Raw genomic sequence first — 18,326 nt, 5'->3', positions numbered from 1 at the left:
TTAAATGGTTCGTCAAGCGGTATTAGTCAATATGTTTTTGATAAACTTCGTAAAATTTAGTGTACCCAACTGTAATACCATTGCCATCATTACAGTAATTAACATATTCCTGCCATAGAAGCTAGGGGGGCACCCAAACTTCTTGGAGCTCTTTATGAATCTTTTCGTAATCAGGGAGTATATACAACAACTCTGATTGATGTCGTTCAGGGAAGAACTTCCAATAAACTTCATTATCCGATAGCTCTTCAATATGTTCATATATCAGCTTTAAATCATCTGCCCATTTGAAGACCTTTCTCACTGAACTTTGACATACATTCTGTGTCTTAGCAATCATGTTTCGAGAGAACCCCTGATCTCGATATTGCAATTAAACAATATAGTAAAATCATGTAAAGCTTCAGTGTTGAGTCTTGATATTAATGTAACTTTTTTGTCTTGCATTTTTAATTTCATCAATCGATATGATTAGCTAGACCTTTCAAACAGTAACTGTAGAATCTGTTTCTTTTTGTTTATGCGTGTAGTTACTTTTAAGTCGAATAATTAGTAATTAATATACCAAATAAATGAAATATTTCTTTGATATATTACCATAGTCTTTTTACTCAGTAATCATTAAAAAAGTTGGAAATTAGGTAGGAGAGAAGAAAATGAATAATGAAAGACTTGTAAGAAAATCAGGTATTTATTTTATAGGAAATCTATCTTCAAAAATTATGTCAGCGATACTAATTCCTATTTATGCTTTTTATATAAATACAGAAGAATTAGGGTTTTATGATTTCTCTCAAACCATTATGGGAATATTATCACCAATAATATTAATAGCGATATGGGAAGCTATACTAAAGTTTTTATTAACCGAGGAAGATGATAAAGTAAAACAAAGAATCATGTCCACTTCTGCAATATTTACTGTAGTAATGTCAATATTATTTGTATTAATATCACTATTATTTAAAGGGATTTCTGGTAGTACAATTAGATATTTTAATTTAGTAGTTGCAATGATATTTTTAAATAATATAGTTTACGTATGGCAATACTTTGCAAGGGCTACTTCTAACAATAGATTGTATGTAGTAGCGGGGATTACATCAACTATTATTAATTTTATAAGTGTATTAGTTTTTGTAGTATATTTTCAAATGGGATTATTGGGATTACTTTTGTCGTATAACCTAGGTCAATTTGCTACAATTTTAGTCATCGAAGTAAAAATTAGAGTGCTCAGCAAATTAAGAATTAAAGATTTTGATAAAGGAATCTTAAAACGGATGCTTGTTTTTTCTTCACCGCTTGTTTTGAATCTAATTTCTGCATGGTTTATTTCAGGATTTGGCAGAATGATTATTACTATTAAATTAGGTACAGAAGCTAATGGATTATATTCCTTTGCGAATAAATTTTCTCTAGTAATAACAATGTTTGGTAGTGTTATTACTATGGCAATTATTGAGGAAGTAATTTTATCTATAAAAACTAATGGTATAAGTCGAGAATTTAATAAAACTTTGCAAAATCTTTTTATGATTTTTTCAACTATAGCAATATTGGGAGTTCCGGCAATAGTAGTTTTTTATGAGTTTATTGCGGATACAGAGTATGTTGGTTCATTAGTGTTTGCTCCATGGCTTTTAATTTATGCTGTAGCTAACACCATGGCGTCAAATATTGGTTCGATATTTCAAGCAATAGATAAAACGAAGTATCAATTTACTACTACTCTTTTAGGTGGAATAGTGACATTTATAATTTCATGGTTATTTATTGATGATATTGGAATTGCATCTGTAATAATCGGTCAAATTTTCGGGGCAGTTGCTATGCTAGTATCAAGATACATACTTATAAATAAATATATCCAATTGAAATTAAATTGGAAACCAATTTTATTAATGCTATCTCTTTTTTTATTTATTACTATAGTGACTACTAACTTGCATTATTATGTTAGTATTATTATTGAATTAATATTGTTAATCGTTATTTTGTACAAGAATAAAAAAATTCTCTTTCAAGTTATTAATAAAATAGTAAATGGGGGTAACAAATAATGGGATTTAAAAATAAAATTACAAATTTGAGGATTAAATTTGCTAGCTCACCTTCGCAACGTGCAAATCTAATCAAAAAACATTTAAATTTATCAATGGGCACTGGTTGTGAGGTTTACGACAAAGTTAATTTTGGCTCAGAACCTTATTTAATTGATATTGGAGACAATGTGAGAATTACTAAAGGTGTTAGCTTTATAACTCACGATGGGGGTATATGGGTACTACGCAATACAGGTACTGCGAAAGATGCCGATCTTTTTGGTAAAATAAAAGTTGGAAATAATGTTCATATTGGTATAAATTCAGTAATTATGCCAGGTGTATCGATAGGAGATAATGTAATTGTTGGGGTAGGAGCAGTTGTAACTAAAGATGTAGCATCTAATACAATTGTAGGTGGTGTACCAGCTAGATTGATTAGAACAATTGATGAATATTTTGAAAAAAATAAAAGTAGGATTGATTATACCAAACATATGAATAATCAAGAAAAGAAAGCTTATTTAGTAAATAAATATAAGTTATGAATATAGTGAAAAGAAAGATCCTGTGGACTTTAACTCCACTCAATGCGCAGAATAGCTCCAAGAGGACTTGAGTGAATAATGCATCAATGAGCCACCCGTGCGGAGTTTTGAGCCAGTGAATGTAAGTGTATAAGCCACTGAGTTCGCAAGAAAGGCTCTAGAATATTAAGTGTTGATGGGCATACGGCCTTTTGTGGAAAATAAAGGTATCGAGTTTTTTTAGGGAGGGAATTTATTTATCTCATAAACATTTTATAGGAAAACTGCTGGGAATAAAAGATAAAAATATTATTTGAATTTACCCTTTTTACGTAAAGACAGCTTGTAACTCGGGCATCTATGAGAAAACAGCGAAATACTTTGACATATTTCTTTGAAGCACCATAAGCAGAAACACAAATAGAACGCCTTTGTCAGCGTGTTTAAAAAGATTCAAGTTAGCCGCTTAGCATAAAGATAGTTGACTGGATCGCTGTTCAATCCGATGGAAGTGCTTAATACCTAAGGTATCAAAAGAAAGAATCTTGCTAACCCTTCGTATGAACCGATAAAGATAAAATTTTATTTTTGCCAACGCACTTGAAGAGCGGGCACGTGCCAAGACGACTTGTGTATGGCAAGTGTTTTTCTCCAGTTTGAATTCTTCTTTTTGAACACGGAAAAGTTCCTCAATTCGCCAACGAGTGATATAGCCTTTTAGGATGCGAGGCACATCTTCTTTGCCTTTGATGGCATGGTTGGTTAACAGCTTCATTGGTTTTGCACCATAGCCAACGACCATATTGAGGGGCGTGTCTTTTGGTATGGGCAGTTCGACCTTGATATGGCTAACCTTCAAGTTATATATCTTGCCCTGGATTTCGGTTTCAAAATTGATTTTTCCTTTCCGGCGTTTCGCTAGGTCGGGCACTTTTATCCGCTGGTTTCTGTGGATCAGGTAACGCGTATCAATCAAGCGGGTCACGAAGAAATGGCCGATGTCTTGAACATACTGGAACATCGCGTTATTGTCATACCCGCGGACCATGACGAAAGTGGCATTCTTTTCCCCCAGAAATGAATGGAAGGCGTCAAAACCTTTGACTATTTCAAAATTCTGATTTTGGAAATGTTCTTCCCGAGAAGAATAGATATGATTGTATAGCGGAATCGGGTGCTTCGTTTTAGGGCTAGCCATCGAGAAATTTATCGTGGTATACCCTTTTTCAATGACGTTTTTGGAGCCATCCCGCACGAGGCTCAAGTGTTCCTTTTTCTCGGCATACGGCTTAATAATATCGGATTCGTCCACAATAATTAAAGGGGCATCTGGAATTGCTGTTTTAGCGGTATTTAAATGGTTCTGATGGACACGATTTAAATTCGTTTGTTTGGTAGATTTCTGTAGAATTCATGTTAAAATAACCTCAGTTCCTGTTCTGTTTTTTTGTTTTGTCGTAAATCAATTAGAACATGCAACAGGATTCATTTTGTCCATATATTTTTTCTGTGGACAATCGAAAAGCTCGAGGACTCAATGTTTTCCACATGTGAATTCTTCGAGCTTTTGGTATATACAGTGTTGTCATAAAATTTTAGGCAAATTCAAAAATAAGGTATATAGATTTATGCAGGCTACTATAGTACAATAGTAAAGGAAAATAAAATGAAATTTAGCAAAAATTTCAAAAGTATTTACAAAAAATCAGGAGGCAACGATGGGAGAAGAAATATCATTAGGCGAATTATTCGCTATACTTAAGAGACACATAGGTAAGATAATTACTTGGAGTTTAGCGGGTCTTGTTCTTGCTGCTGCTTATACATTCTTTTTTGTAACACCGCAATACGAATCAACGTCAAAAATTGTGGTAAATCAAACTCAGAATACAAGTCAGTCGATTACGAATACAGATATCCAAACAAATTTAAATTTGATTAACACTTATCAAAGTATTATAAAAGAACCAATTATATTAGAAGATGTTATAAATTCAACAGGATCAGAGTTAAGTCTAGAAGAGTTACGTAATAAAATTAGTGTCCAAACAGAAACTAGCTCTCTTGTTTTTGGAATTAGTATAAATGATGCTAGTCCTTATACAGCCAGTGAACTAGCGAATGCTACTGCACAATCATTTCAAACGAAAATTGGGGACATTTTAGAAGTTGAATCGGTCACCATTCTATCAGAAGCGACACCTAATATGAAACCAGTATCTCCAAATACTATACTGAATTTGATTGTTGGACTTATTCTAGGGCTAATGATTGGAGTTGGGCTAGCGTTTCTACTTGAGTTTATGGATAAGCGTGTCAAAGACACCAAAATCATTGAAGATTTAGGGTGGACAAACCTAGGGTCTATTCTAGAAATGACCATGGATGAAGTGAAATCAACTAGAATTGATAAAAGAGTGAGAACGCCTAAAACATCTCCTTCGTTATCAAGAAGAAGAGTGTAGGAGGAGTAACATGTTTAAAAAGAGTAAGAAAAAGAAAATCAAACAGATGGATAAACTACAAAAACAGGGAACGACTCTAATTACAGTAACGAAACCCAATTCTGTGGTAGCCGAACAGTTTCGTACGATTCGAACGAATATTCAATTCTCGATGATAGATAAAGACTTAAAAACGATTATATTTACTTCTTCTGGACCTTACGAAGGAAAGTCTACAACTGCAGCTAATATAGCAGCTGTGTTTGCAGATCAAGGAAAAAAAGTAGTCTTAATTGACGCTGATATGCGTAAACCAACAGTTTCGAAGACCTTCAATACTCAAAATAGCGTTGGTTTGAGCACCTTAATTACATCAAGAGATATTAGAGTTGAAGATGTTGCTCAGTACGTTGAAGATGCTGATTTAGATATTATATCAAGTGGCCCTGTGCCGCCTAATCCATCTGAACTGTTGAATTCCAATCGAATGAATGAAGTAATTAAAGAACTAGAAGAAAAATATGACTTGGTATTGTTCGATATGCCACCTGTTGTGTCTGTAACAGATGCACAAATTATGGCAACAAAGACTGATGGTGTCGTTTTTGTTGTTCGTCGCAATATCGCACATACAGAAGATGTCAGACATGCTAAAGAATTACTAGATATGGTACAAGCGAATGTCTTGGGTGTTGTATTTAATGGAGCTGAGAAGAAGTCAGATCGCTCTTATTCTTATTACGGCTATGGTTATACGGACGAGGAGTGAGTAAAATGATTGATATCCATTCTCACATTTTATTTGGAATTGATGACGGTGCGCGCTCTTTAGAGGATTCTTTGGCAATGGCAGAACTTGCTGTTGCTGAAGGAATCACTCATATCCTAGCAACACCGCATCATAAGAATGGAAAGTTTGAAAATTATAAAAAAGATATATTTCAACACGTCGAGCAGCTTCAAATGGAACTAGATAACAGAAATATTAACTTAACTGTATTTCCAGGACAAGAAGTTCGTCTACATGGTGAAGTATTGGAAGGGATTCAAAAAGATGAGATCGTCTTTGTTGATGAACAGAAACACTATCTTTTGATTGAATTTCCAACAATGTCGATTCCGCATTATGCCGAATCGCTTTTTTTTCAATTGATGCAAGAGGGAATTATTCCAGTAATTGTCCACCCAGAGAGAAATCAAGCTATTATTGAGGACCCAACTCTTCTTTTGGACTTTGTTGAAAAGGGTGCATTAGCCCAAGTGACTGCCAGCAGTTATATGGGTGTTTTTGGGAAAGATATTGCGAAGTTAAGCAGCCAATTAATTGAAGCAAACTTGGTCCATGTCCTTGCTTCTGATGCACATAATACACGAGGGCGTGCTTTTCACATGAAAGAAGCGTTCGAGAAGATGACAAAAGAATTCGGTAAGGATAAAGCAGCATTGTTTCAGAAAAATGCCAAAGATATTATCAATGGAGATCAGTTGATAGTAGATCCACCAACTGAAATACGTAATAAGAAAAGATTTTTTGGTTTATTTTAGGTAAGGAGTAGAGGTGGAATGGACTTAACAAGAGGGCAAAAATCATTTATTTTAATGTTTGTAGATTCAATTTCAATTCTATTTTCAGCTTTTTTGGCGCATTATTTAGTAGAGGCGTATATACGTCCAGTGAATAGTTTTTATTACGTGATGATTGGTATATCCATTTTATCGTATCTCGTAATGGGACTGAAGCACCATTTATTTTCGCGAATTGTTCGTTATACAAGTATTTATGAGATCTTTAACGCAACGCGTATAATGACAATTTCATTTGGTATATCTGGTTTAGTTGTATTATTATTTATACGTTCAATCAGCTACCGCTATATATTCTTAATGTATGTATTTAGTTTACTTTTAATACCGGGGTCACGCGTGATTTGGCGTTTTTATCATGAATATAAAAATGGTCGTTTTTTTCGTGGGATTGAAAAAGAAGACAAAATACGGACATTAATTGTAGGGGCTGGAGACGGGGGTAACCTTTTCGTTAGTAGCTTAATTAACAATCCAGATGGAATTGAAATTGTTGGGATTGTGGATCGTGACTTAGGGAAACTGGGGTCTCGATTGAATGATATACCCGTATTAGGCGGAGAAGAAGATATTCCTGAGTTAGTTAAAGAATTGCAGATCGATCAAGTAACGGTGGCGATTCCTTCAGCTTCTCCTGAAGACTTAGAACGTATTCTGGAATATTGCGCTGAGGTTGATGTGAAAGTAAACCAAATGCCGAGTATTGAAGATGTGCTAAAAGGGAAATTAAGTGTAAATCGTTTCCGGGATATCGATGTCGTTGATTTATTAGGCCGCGAAGAGGTTAAACTGGATAGAAGTCTTATTACAGAACACTTACATGGAAAAGTTGTTTTAGTCAGTGGAGCTGGAGGTTCAATTGGCTCTGAAGTCTGTCGTCAAGTAGCAAAGTTTGAACCTGCTAAACTAATTTTATTAGGACACGGAGAAAACTCGGTTTATCTAATTGATAAAGAGTTAAAGAACCTATATGGACGCGCAATTGAAATTATTCCTGTCATTGCGGATGTCCAAGACAGAGCGCGTATGTTCAAGGTGATGGAGAAGTTCAAGCCGGATCAAGTCTACCATGCCGCAGCTCACAAGCATGTCCCTTTGATGGAATTTAATCCGACTGAATCGATTAAGAACAATATTTATGGCTCGATGAATATTGCAGAAGCAGCGAAGTCAGTGGGCGTCAAGAGTTTCGTCATGATTTCTACGGATAAAGCAGTGCGTCCTACTAACGTGATGGGTTCAACAAAACGGATTGCTGAGATGATTGTTACCTCTTTGAATGAAACGGGAGATACAAAATTCGCAGCCGTACGTTTTGGGAATGTTTTGGGAAGTCGTGGAAGTGTTATTCCTGTCTTCCGTGAACAAATCGCGAATGGCGGACCAATTACCGTGACCGACTTCCGCATGATTCGTTATTTCATGACGATTCCTGAAGCCAGTCGTTTAGTTATTCAAGCCGGAGCACTTGCCAAAGGTGGTGAGATTTTCATTCTTGATATGGGAGAACCGGTTAAAATTGTAGACTTAGCTAAGAAGATGATTAAGTTATCTGGTTATTCAGAATCCGAAATAGCAGTGGTCGAAACAGGAATTCGTCCAGGAGAGAAGCTCTATGAAGAGTTATTAGCTGAGGGGCAATTAGCTGAAAATCAAGTATATGAAAAAATATTCGTTGGGAATAGTACGAAGTATGACATGAATGAGACGTTATCTTTTGTAGAGTCGCTCTTACAACAGCCAGATAATATCATTCGCAAAGAAATTGTGGAATTTGCGAATACGCACCAATAGAAAAAAAGCTAGGTTCATTTGAATCTAGCTTTTTCTATAGATGAAATATGAATGGAACTAAGGAGAATATTATATGGATAAAAAAACAATTTTAGTAACGGGTGCAGCTGGTTTTGTAGGCTACTACCTCTCAAAAAAACTAACAAGCCAAGGTCACAAAGTAATCGGTATTGATAATCTAAATGACTATTATGATGTTCGCTTAAAAGAAGAACGCTTAAGTAAAATGAAGGATAATGCGTTATTTACGTTTGTTAAACTAGACTTAACTGACAAAGAAGGTTTAGAGAATCTGTTTAAGGAGTATAAGCCCGAAATCGTTGTGAACCTAGCTGCGCAAGCAGGTGTACGTTATTCAATCGAAAATCCAGATGCCTATATCCAAAGTAATATTATCGGCTTCCACAACATATTAGAAGCTTGTCGCCACTATCCAGTGGAACATTTACTATATGCTTCATCGAGTTCTGTATATGGCTCTAATAAAAAGGTACCTTTCGAAGAAACAGATTTCGTAGATAATCCAGTATCACTGTATGCAGCAACGAAGAAATCAAATGAATTAATGGCTCATACCTACAGCCATTTGTACAAAATTCCAGCTACTGGACTTCGTTTCTTTACTGTTTACGGACCAATGGGAAGACCAGATATGGCTTACTTTGGATTCACAGATAAATTCTTTAACAACGAGCCGATCCATATCTTTAACAATGGTGATTTTGATAACGACTTGTATCGTGACTTCACTTACATTGATGACATCGTCACAGGTATTGGTAAATTAATTGAGAAACCACATCAAGGCCATACTGTCTTTAATATCGGAAACAATAATCCTGAAAAATTGATGGTATTTATCACAAGCCTTGAAAAAGCATTGAGTAACTCATTAGGTAGAGAAGTTGAGTTTGAAAAGATTTACGAACCAATCAAACCAGGAGATGTGTCTGCTACGTATGCTTCTACTGATAAACTGCAAGCAGCAATTGGCTTCAAACCCGAAACGTCTATTCAAGACGGCTTACAAAAATTTACAGATTGGTATGTTGACTACTACAATAAGAAATAGGAAGGGGCAAATCTGTTGCAAGAGTTAATGATGAAATTCCAAGAAATCTATAACGGCGAAGACGTACGTGCAGTGCGCTCACCACTCCGTATTTGTCCAATTGGTGCTCACTCGGATCACCAAGGCGGACGCGTATCTGGTATGGCCTTAGATGCGAGTGTAGATATGATCTATTCACCAACAGAAGATGGGTATGTCCGTATTCAAAGTATGGATTTTCCTGATAAAGAACTATTTCATATCACGCACGATGCAGAGTATATTCCCGGTTTCTGGGGAACGTATATCCGTGGTGCAGTAATGGCCTTGCGTCAAGATTATGTTTTGAAAAAAGGAATCAATGCGATTGTGAGCGGGAAGTTGCCTATTGGTGGGTTGAGTTCTTCTGCCGCAGTAACAACAGCTTATTTGATGGCGTTGTGTGATGCGAATGACATTGAGGTTTCTAAGATGGATATTATTCAATATAGTCACTGGGTAGAAACGCAATTTATCGGATTGAAAAACGGAATTTTAGATCAGTCTGCAAATGTCTTGAGCATGGATAATCAGTTGATGGTGATGGATTGTTTGAGTAACGAGCACGAGATGATTCAAAAGGGCGCAGATATGCCTGAATTTGAAGTTGTAGTGGTTTACTCAGGAATCTCTAAGCAGTTAATCAGTACGGACTTTAACAACCGTACGGACGAGTTACGTGTTGGAGGCTGGTTGCTTCAAGATTTAAGTGGGATGCCGATTACACCCGCTTTAGAGAATGTAAAACTGCGTAACATTCCAACTGAAGTGTATGAAGATTATAAGGATCAATTACCTGAACGCTTACGCAAACGTGCAGCACATTTCTATACAGAACAAAAACGTGTGGTAGATGGCGCCAAAGCGTGGGCTGAAGGGGATATTGAGAAGTTTGGGCAGTTGATGTTCGAATCAGGCGAAAGCTCCTTCTACCAGTATGAATCAGGGATACCAGAAATGCAGAGTATCTTCTATTTATTGAAGGAATGTAAAGGTGTTTATGGTGCCCGTCCAAGTGGGGCGGGTTACCGTGGTGCAGTGATCGGTTTGATTGATCCAGCTTACAAAGAAGAAATTAAAGCGAAGATTGATGCAAATTATCCGGTTCGTCACCCTGAAATTAAAGACTTATATGAAGTTAACTTTTGTAAAACAGCAGATGGCGCTCATTTAGTTAAAGATTTGGAGGGGATGAAGGAGTGAAAGCAATTATTTTAGCCGCAGGTTATGCAACACGCTTGTATCCTCTAACGGAGAACATGCCAAAACCGTTACTTGAAGTTGCGGGGAAGACGATTCTTGATTTCATCGTTGAAAAAATTGACCGTGTTTCAGAAGTTGATGAGATTATCATTGTCACAAATGACAAGTTCTCCGGGCATTTTTCAGAATGGAACGAAACGAGTAATTATTCGAAAAAAATAACGGTCGTGAATGATGGAACGCTAACGAATGAAACACGTTTAGGCGCTATCGGCGATATTCAGTATGTGATTGAGACTTTAGACGTTGATGATGACTTAATGATTCTGGCAGGAGATAATCTCTTTGACTTCGAACTGACAGATTTCGTGCGTTACTTTAATGAAGTAGGTACAGACTGTATTACATCTTATATTGAAGAAAATGAAGCACAAGTAAAACGTGCCGGTGTAGTCGAACTTGATGGAAAACAGAGGGTGTTGTCCTTTGAAGAAAAACCGCCTGAACCACGCTCGAGCTACTGTGTGCCTGCATTCTATTTGTATAAGAAAGAAACATTGCCGTTATTCCAAGAGTATTTAGCAGAAGGAAATAATCCGGATGCGCCAGGTCATTTTGTTCCTTATTTGATTAATAAACAAACCGTTCATGCCTTTTTGTTTGAAGGGAAACGCTATGATATTGGAACCGTCGAAAGTTACGAATCAGTAAAAGAAATATTTGAGAATCGAAAATAACAATAAATATGAGCCAGATACCATTAGTAAAAAATGGTATCTGGCTTTTCTATACAAAATGGCCTTAGCAGTATAAGAATTTCTAAATATATCTCAAAAAGTTTGATATTAACATTAAAGAAGACTGATAATGTATTTATATGCTAGAATACGTGATGAAGGAAACAAGGTATTTAGAAAAAATAGATAAAATGGAGGATCTTAAAATGAAAGGAATTATATTAGCAGGAGGAAGTGGGACAAGACTTTACCCTCTTACAAAAGCAATTTCAAAACAACTGATGCCTATTTATGATAAGCCAATGATTTACTACCCACTATCTACATTGATGTTGGCAGGAATAAAAGAAATTTTGATTATCTCAACGCCTACGGATACACCGCGTTTTGAGCAATTATTAGGAGATGGAAGTGAACTAGGTATTCAGATTGAATATAAAGTTCAAGAAAGCCCAGATGGACTGGCACAGGCGTTTATTCTTGGGGAAGACTTTATCGGAGATGATTCTGTCTGCTTGATTCTTGGCGATAATATTTATTACGGTAGCGGATTATCAAAGATGTTGCAGCGTGCAGCATCTAAAGAACAAGGCGCAACTGTTTTTGGTTATCATGTTAATGATCCAGAACGCTTTGGCGTTGTGGAGTTTGATAAAGATATGACAGCTGTTTCAATTGAAGAAAAACCTGAAGTTCCAAAGAGTAATTATGCGGTTACTGGGCTATATTTCTATGATAATAGTGTTGTTAAAATCGCCAAAAGCATTGAGCCGTCACCACGTGGTGAACTAGAAATTACCGATGTCAATAAAGCATACCTAGAAAAAGGCGAATTAGCGGTTGAAATTATGGGACGTGGCTTTGCTTGGCTGGATACAGGAACACACGAATCGCTATTAGAAGCATCTACATTTATTGAGACAATTGAAAAACGTCAAAATCTAAAAGTTGCCTGTTTAGAAGAGATTGCTTACCGCATGGGCTATATTACGCGCGAAGAATTAATCGCTTTAGCTGAGCCTTTGAAGAAAAATGGCTATGGCCAGTATATGTTGCGTCTAGCAGAGTCTGAATAATGAAGGAGATGGATTTGTGAGAGTCATTGAAACGCGTTTAAAAGATGTAAAAATTATTGAAACCAATGTATTTGGGGATCACCGAGGATTTTTTACTGAGAGCTACTCAAAAGAAACATTTAATAAAGCGGGCATTATGCACGAATTCATTCAAGATAATCATTCTTTATCTGTTGAACCCGGCGTATTAAGAGGCATGCACTTCCAAACGCCTGATAAAGGCCAGACGAAACTAATTCGTGCAACAACCGGAATTATTTACGATGTGTTAGTCGATATCCGTAAGGGTTCTCCTACATATGGTATGTGGGAAGGATATATTTTAAGTGAATATAATCACCGTCAGCTTTTAGTTCCGAAAGGTTTTGCGCATGGTTTTGTGACGCTTACGCCAAACTGCAACGTGCAATATAAAGTCGATGAATACTACTCGCCCGAACATGATGGCGGGATTGCCTTTGATGATCCAGCAATTGGAATCGAATGGCCCATGCCTATTGAAAGGATGATTCTATCCGATAAGGATACGAAGCATCCGACTCTATCCGAGTTAGATAATCCATTTGTTTATGGCGAAATATAAGAAATAGGAGAACGATTTTAATGAAGAATATTGTTGTAACAGGTGGAGCAGGTTTTATTGGTTCGAACTTTGTTCATTATGTTGTAAGTAATCATCCTGAAATCCATGTAACCGTACTAGATAAACTAACTTATGCAGGAAATGAAGCAAACCTCGCTGGTTTGCCAGAAGACCGTGTGAAATTGGTCGTTGGCGATATTGCGGATGCAGAACTAGTGGATCAGCTCGTAAAAGATACCGATGCTGTTGTTCATTACGCTGCTGAATCGCATAATGATAACTCGTTAGAGGATCCGTATCCCTTTTTACAAACAAACATTATTGGGACGTATGTATTAATTGAAGCATGTCGTAAATATAATGTGCGTTACCATCATGTTTCGACTGATGAAGTGTATGGCGATTTACCATTACGTGAAGACCTGCCCGGTCACGGCGTAGGACCAGGAGAAAGATTTACGGCTGATACACCTTACAATCCTTCTAGCCCTTACTCATCGACGAAAGCAGGCTCAGACTTATTGGTTAAAGCATGGGTACGCTCTTTTGGATTAAAAGCAACGATTTCAAACTGTTCGAACAACTATGGTCCTTATCAACACATTGAGAAGTTTATTCCACGGCAAATTACCAACATTCTATCTGGAATTAAACCCAAGTTATATGGTGAAGGAAAGAACGTGCGTGACTGGATTCATACAAATGATCATTCTTCAGCTGTATGGACGATTCTTACTAAAGGACGCATGGGTGAAACATACCTAATCGGTTCTGACGGAGAAGAAAATAACAAGCATGTATTAGAGCTCGTACTAGAATTGATGGGACAACCCAAAGATGCTTATGAACACGTTGTGGATCGTCCCGGCCATGATTTACGTTATGCGATTGATCCAACGAAGTTGAATGAAGAACTAGGCTGGAAGCCTGAATTTACAAATTTCGAATCGGGACTTGCAGAAACAATTAAATGGTATACAGACAATAAAGAATGGTGGTTAGCGGAAAAAGAAGCGGTAGAAGCGAAGTACGCTAAGAATAATCAGTAAATTTAACAGAGGCAGGAGATTTTCCCTGCCTCTCTTTCATGTTTAGGAGGAATTCTATGATTTTAATTACCGGTTCGAATGGGCAACTCGGCACAGAGTTACGTAAGCTCTTAGATGAAAAAGAAATACAATATGTGGCAACCGATTCTTCTAATATGGATATTACGAATGCAGAAGCAGTTGAAGCTGTTTTTTCAGAAGTAAAACCAAGTCTTGTTTACCACTGTGCCGCGTATACGGCAGTTGATAAGGCTGAAGATGAAGGTAAAGAATTGAACGAAAAGATTAATATCGAGGGAACTAAGTATGTAGCGGAAGCAGCTGAGCGTCAAGGTGCGACAATGATTTATATCAGTACAGACTACGTATTTGATGGAACGAATCCAGAAGAATATAGTGTTGACGCTGAAACGAACCCTAAAAATGAATATGGTCGTACAAAGTATGAGGGAGAACAAATTGTTCAAGAAATTTGTTCCAAATACTATATTATTCGTACATCTTGGGTGTTTGGTGAGTTTGGCCAAAACTTTGTCTATACCATGCGCCGTCTTGCCGAAACACATCCAAAATTAACGGTAGTCAGCGATCAAGTTGGCCGTCCCACTTGGACACGGACATTAGCTGAATTCATGCTTCACGTAATTGCGAATCAATCAGAATATGGCATCTATCATTTGTCGAATGACGACTCTTGTTCGTGGTACGAATTTGCCTGTGAAATATTAAAAGACTGTGATATTGAAATCAGTCCGGTTACTTCTGAAGAGTATCCACAAAAAGCGTACAGACCAAGACAATCCATTATGGATTTGAGTAAAGCTAAAGACACAGGTTTTGTTATTCCAAGCTGGAAAGCTGCGCTTCATGATTTTATCTCTGTAATCTAAATCATTTATCTATTTATACTATTAAGCCTCTTTTGACTACTCTGTTGTATTATCTGACAGGGTAGTCCTATTTTATAATATTTATATTTTGTTAAACAATTAAATGCATCTTTTTTATTTATTGTATTTCGGCTATACTGTAGGGTAGTGAAGTAGCTTAAAGATTAGTGTTTCTTTAAAGCGACGAAAAGAGGAACTAAAATTATATGGAAGATAATAGAACAGCCAAATTTAGTAAAAAGAGAAGAAATAGAAAGGTTTTGTACCTTTTTATAGGGATATTCTTAATAGGGTATACATTTTTTTGGAAAGCACTTAACGATGTCAATCGTACATCCAACAACATTTTTAACAGTCTAAATACAAATAACAAAAGAGAATCACAGGTAGTTATTGAAGCGACTCAACCCATTTCGTTTGCATTCTTGGGAGTCGATAATGGTTCATTTGATCGTGTGGATGTACCGGGAAGAACGGATGCGATACTAATAGGAACGGTTAACCCTAACACCCGTACTACGACATTAACAAGTATCCCCCGTGATACATACGCATTGATGGTTGATTATGAACCTTACGAGGGAATGCCGTACTATGATAAAATGACGCATGCTTATGCGTTTGGTGATGCTGAAATGGCTATTAACTCCGTTCAGGAACATTTGAATATTCCAGTTGATTATTATGTTGAAGTGAATATGCAAGGTTTAATGGATATTGTGGATGCCTTAGGCGGAATCGAAGTGACTAGTCCACTAACGTTTGATTATCAAGGGAATTACTTCACTGAAGGAGAAACTCGCATTATCACTGGAAAAGAGGCTCTCGCATTTTCACGGATGCGTAAAACGGATCCAGAAGGCGATTTTGGTCGCCAAAAAAGAGAAAAACTTGTTATTAAAGCAATTCTTGATAAAGCACTAAGTTTGGGTACCATTACGAACTATGAATCAATTCTCGAAACTTTGGAAGATAATGTGAAAACGAATCTCACGATCAACGATATGACAGATATGTACTTCTCTTACGGAAAGTCACTAAAGAATTTCGAGACTAAAAATCTTGTCGGTGAAGAACTTTGGTTAGACGATATCTATTATCTTTACACATATCCAGAGGATCGGTTAGCTTTGTCGAACGAACTTAGAGCGGAACTAGAACTTCCAGAAATCACAATTGATGATTTAGAGCTGAGTGATGTTGATTACTATAATTACGAGCCAGATTATAATGAAGAATACTATGATGACGATAGTGAATACTAAAGTGGGGTGTAAGAGTGGAAGAGAGAAGATCGCGTTACCGTAAAAAGAAAAAAAGAACAGGGTTAAAAATATTCATGGGGCTTGCATTAGTCTTCATTACAGTTGTAGGCATTTATGTTTTTGATGTTTATCGCAATATCGATAGTACGACAAATGAAATATATGAACCGGTGGATGAAGAAGTTGAGCAAGTCAGAAGTAGTTCAGCGGATTTGAATTCCAAAGAACCTATTTCAATATTATTATTAGGTGTGGATACAGGTGACTTAGGTAGAACAGAACGTGGTCGTTCAGATACGATGATGGTAGTAACGGTAAATCCGAACACCAAAAAATCAACAATCACAAGTATTCCCCGTGATACCTATACTGAAATTGTCGGTTACGGCACAAGCGATAAAATTAACCACGCCTACGCTTTTGGTGGCAATTCTATGGCAATTAACTCTGTTCAAAACTTATTAGATATTCCGATTGACTACTACGTTACCGTCAATATGGCCGGTATTCAAGAAATCGTAAATGCTGTAGGCGGCGTTGATGTTGTAAGTCCATTGACTTTCTCACAAGATGGTTATACCTTCTATCAAGGCGAAGTGAATCATTTAGATGGTAATGCTGCATTAGCTTTTGCGCGTATGCGTTATGAGGATCCAGAGGGTGATACAGGGCGACAAGCAAGACAACGTATTATCATTGAAGGGGTAGTAAATAAAGTTACTAGCGCTTCAACATTGGTTAATTATCAAAATATATTAGGTTCACTTTCTAATAACGTTCAAACGAATTTCCAAATGAAAGATTACTTAGCATTGCAAGGGAATGATTACTTAGCAGCTGCACGCAATATTACCTCAGAACAAATGGGTGGTAGCGGTGGAATTGGCGATGATGGTATTTACTATAATTGGTTATCTGAAGACGAGCTATACCGTGTTCAATCATTATTACAATCAGAACTAGAACTCGATTAAAAGGGAGATTGGTAAGATGGCAGTATTAGTAACAGGTGGCGCGGGGTATATCGGCAGCCATACAGTTGTAGAATTATTAAATGCAAATTACGAAGTTATCATTGTGGATAACTATTCCAATAGTAAACCAGAAGTTTTGAATCGAATTAAAACAATAACTGGCAAAGACTTTACATTTTATGAAGCAGACTTACTGGACAAAGAAGCATTAGAAGAGATATTTGAAAAAGAAACGATTGATTCTGTTATTCATTTTGCGGGATATAAAGCTGTAGGTGAGTCAGTCGCTAAGCCGGTTGAGTACTATCATAACAATATTACGGGTACGTTGATTCTACTGGAAGTCATGAAGAAGTATGGCGTCAAAAATATTGTGTTCAGTTCTTCTGCGACCGTATATGGTATGAACAATCCTTCACCGTTAACAGAAGATTTACCTACGAGCGCAACAAATCCTTACGGCTATACAAAAGTCATGATTGAGCAAATTTTACGTGATGTAAATGTGTCAGATGAAGCGTGGAATATTGCCTTGTTACGTTACTTCAATCCAATTGGAGCACATGAATCGGGCTTAATCGGTGAGGATCCTTCTGGGGTTCCAAATAACTTGATGCCGTATATTACGCAAGTGGCAGTCGGTAAGCTTCCAGAATTGAGCATCTTTGGAGATGACTATGATACGCATGATGGTACAGGCGTACGCGATTACATCCATGTAGTTGATTTAGCACTTGGGCACTTGAAAGCTTTGGAGAGTTTTTCTGAATATAAAGGCGTCGGTACTTATAACCTGGGTACAGGAATCGGCTACAGTGTTCTCGATTTAGTTAAAAACTTCCAAAGAGCGAACGATATCGTCATTCCACATAAAATCGTCGATCGTCGTCCTGGAGACGTTGCAACGTGCTATTCAGACGCAACGAAAGCAAAAGAAATTCTAGGCTGGACGGCAGAGAAAGATTTAAAAGACATGTGCCGTGACTCTTGGAAATGGCAAAGTAATAATCCAAAAGGATATGACATCTAAAGATATGCACTAAGAAGCGAATTCGTTGCTTCTTA

At 36.9% G+C, this 18,326-nt stretch carries 17 protein-coding genes; 16 read left to right on the top strand and 1 reads right to left on the bottom strand.

Annotated elements, in window-relative coordinates:
• Positions 1–656 precede the first annotated feature (656 nt).
• Positions 657–2,063 carry a lipopolysaccharide biosynthesis protein gene (locus tag G7058_RS03655; RefSeq protein WP_166062281.1) on the top strand — a complete coding sequence of 469 codons (1,407 nt, stop codon included), beginning with the start codon at positions 657–659 and terminating at the stop codon, positions 2,061–2,063.
• Complete coding sequence (locus G7058_RS03650) at positions 2,063–2,593, top strand: acyltransferase (protein WP_166062280.1); 531 nt, start codon at positions 2,063–2,065, stop codon at positions 2,591–2,593. The genes G7058_RS03655 and G7058_RS03650 overlap by 1 nt, the downstream gene beginning before the upstream one ends.
• A gap of 445 nt (positions 2,594–3,038) precedes the next feature.
• On the opposite strand, the gene G7058_RS03645 is transcribed toward G7058_RS03650, so the two are convergent.
• Entirely contained in the window at positions 3,039–3,884 is an 846-nt protein-coding gene (locus tag G7058_RS03645) for a hypothetical protein (RefSeq protein ID WP_166062279.1), read from the bottom strand.
• 406 nt (positions 3,885–4,290) lie between these two features.
• Between G7058_RS03645 and G7058_RS03640 the strand changes: the two genes are divergently transcribed.
• The 14 genes from G7058_RS03640 (at position 4,291) to galE (ending at position 18,291) form a co-directional block, all read left to right on the top strand.
• Complete coding sequence (locus tag G7058_RS03640; RefSeq protein ID WP_166062278.1) at positions 4,291–5,037, top strand: YveK family protein; 747 nt, start codon at positions 4,291–4,293, stop codon at positions 5,035–5,037.
• Between the two features lie 10 nt (positions 5,038–5,047).
• Positions 5,048–5,785, top strand: a complete 738-nt coding sequence (locus tag G7058_RS03635; protein ID WP_166062277.1) for a CpsD/CapB family tyrosine-protein kinase — start codon at positions 5,048–5,050, stop codon at positions 5,783–5,785.
• Positions 5,786–5,790: 5 nt separating this feature from the next.
• Positions 5,791–6,561: a tyrosine-protein phosphatase gene (locus G7058_RS03630; protein WP_166062276.1), complete on the top strand. Its 771-nt coding sequence runs from the start codon at positions 5,791–5,793 to the stop codon at positions 6,559–6,561.
• Between the two features lie 18 nt (positions 6,562–6,579).
• Positions 6,580–8,394, top strand: coding sequence for a polysaccharide biosynthesis protein (locus tag G7058_RS03625; protein WP_166062275.1), 1,815 nt, complete (start codon positions 6,580–6,582; stop codon positions 8,392–8,394).
• A gap of 73 nt (positions 8,395–8,467) precedes the next feature.
• Positions 8,468–9,466 (top strand): NAD-dependent epimerase/dehydratase family protein, encoded by a 999-nt coding sequence (locus G7058_RS03620; protein WP_166062274.1) that lies wholly within the window; start codon positions 8,468–8,470, stop codon positions 9,464–9,466.
• A 15-nt stretch (positions 9,467–9,481) separates the two neighbouring features.
• Entirely contained in the window at positions 9,482–10,687 is a 1,206-nt protein-coding gene (locus tag G7058_RS03615) for a GHMP family kinase ATP-binding protein (RefSeq protein WP_166062273.1), read from the top strand.
• Entirely contained in the window at positions 10,684–11,424 is a 741-nt protein-coding gene (locus tag G7058_RS03610) for a nucleotidyltransferase family protein (RefSeq protein WP_166062272.1), read from the top strand. Before G7058_RS03615 ends, G7058_RS03610 begins: the two co-directional genes overlap by 4 nt.
• Before the next feature lie 206 nt (positions 11,425–11,630).
• Positions 11,631–12,500 carry a glucose-1-phosphate thymidylyltransferase RfbA gene (rfbA, locus tag G7058_RS03605; protein ID WP_166062271.1) on the top strand — a complete coding sequence of 290 codons (870 nt, stop codon included), beginning with the start codon at positions 11,631–11,633 and terminating at the stop codon, positions 12,498–12,500.
• Positions 12,501–12,516: 16 nt separating this feature from the next.
• Positions 12,517–13,083 (top strand): dTDP-4-dehydrorhamnose 3,5-epimerase, encoded by a 567-nt coding sequence (rfbC, locus tag G7058_RS03600; RefSeq protein ID WP_166062270.1) that lies wholly within the window; start codon positions 12,517–12,519, stop codon positions 13,081–13,083.
• 20 nt (positions 13,084–13,103) lie between these two features.
• Positions 13,104–14,132, top strand: a complete 1,029-nt coding sequence (gene rfbB / locus G7058_RS03595) for a dTDP-glucose 4,6-dehydratase (RefSeq protein WP_166062269.1) — start codon at positions 13,104–13,106, stop codon at positions 14,130–14,132.
• 56 nt (positions 14,133–14,188) lie between these two features.
• Entirely contained in the window at positions 14,189–15,022 is an 834-nt protein-coding gene (gene rfbD, locus G7058_RS03590) for a dTDP-4-dehydrorhamnose reductase (protein ID WP_166062268.1), read from the top strand.
• A gap of 206 nt (positions 15,023–15,228) precedes the next feature.
• Complete coding sequence (locus tag G7058_RS03585) at positions 15,229–16,287, top strand: LCP family glycopolymer transferase (RefSeq protein ID WP_166062267.1); 1,059 nt, start codon at positions 15,229–15,231, stop codon at positions 16,285–16,287.
• A 14-nt stretch (positions 16,288–16,301) separates the two neighbouring features.
• Positions 16,302–17,261, top strand: a complete 960-nt coding sequence (locus G7058_RS03580) for an LCP family glycopolymer transferase (protein WP_227004488.1) — start codon at positions 16,302–16,304, stop codon at positions 17,259–17,261.
• 16 nt (positions 17,262–17,277) lie between these two features.
• A complete protein-coding gene (gene galE / locus G7058_RS03575) occupies positions 17,278–18,291 on the top strand; it encodes a UDP-glucose 4-epimerase GalE (RefSeq protein WP_166062266.1) in 1,014 nt (337 codons plus the stop codon).
• Positions 18,292–18,326: the final 35 nt, after the last annotated feature.

The organism is Jeotgalibaca porci, from assembly GCF_011299095.1.
Taxonomy (GTDB): domain Bacteria; phylum Bacillota; class Bacilli; order Lactobacillales; family Aerococcaceae; genus Jeotgalibaca; species Jeotgalibaca porci.
This window is presented reverse-complemented; position numbering and strand designations above follow the sequence as displayed.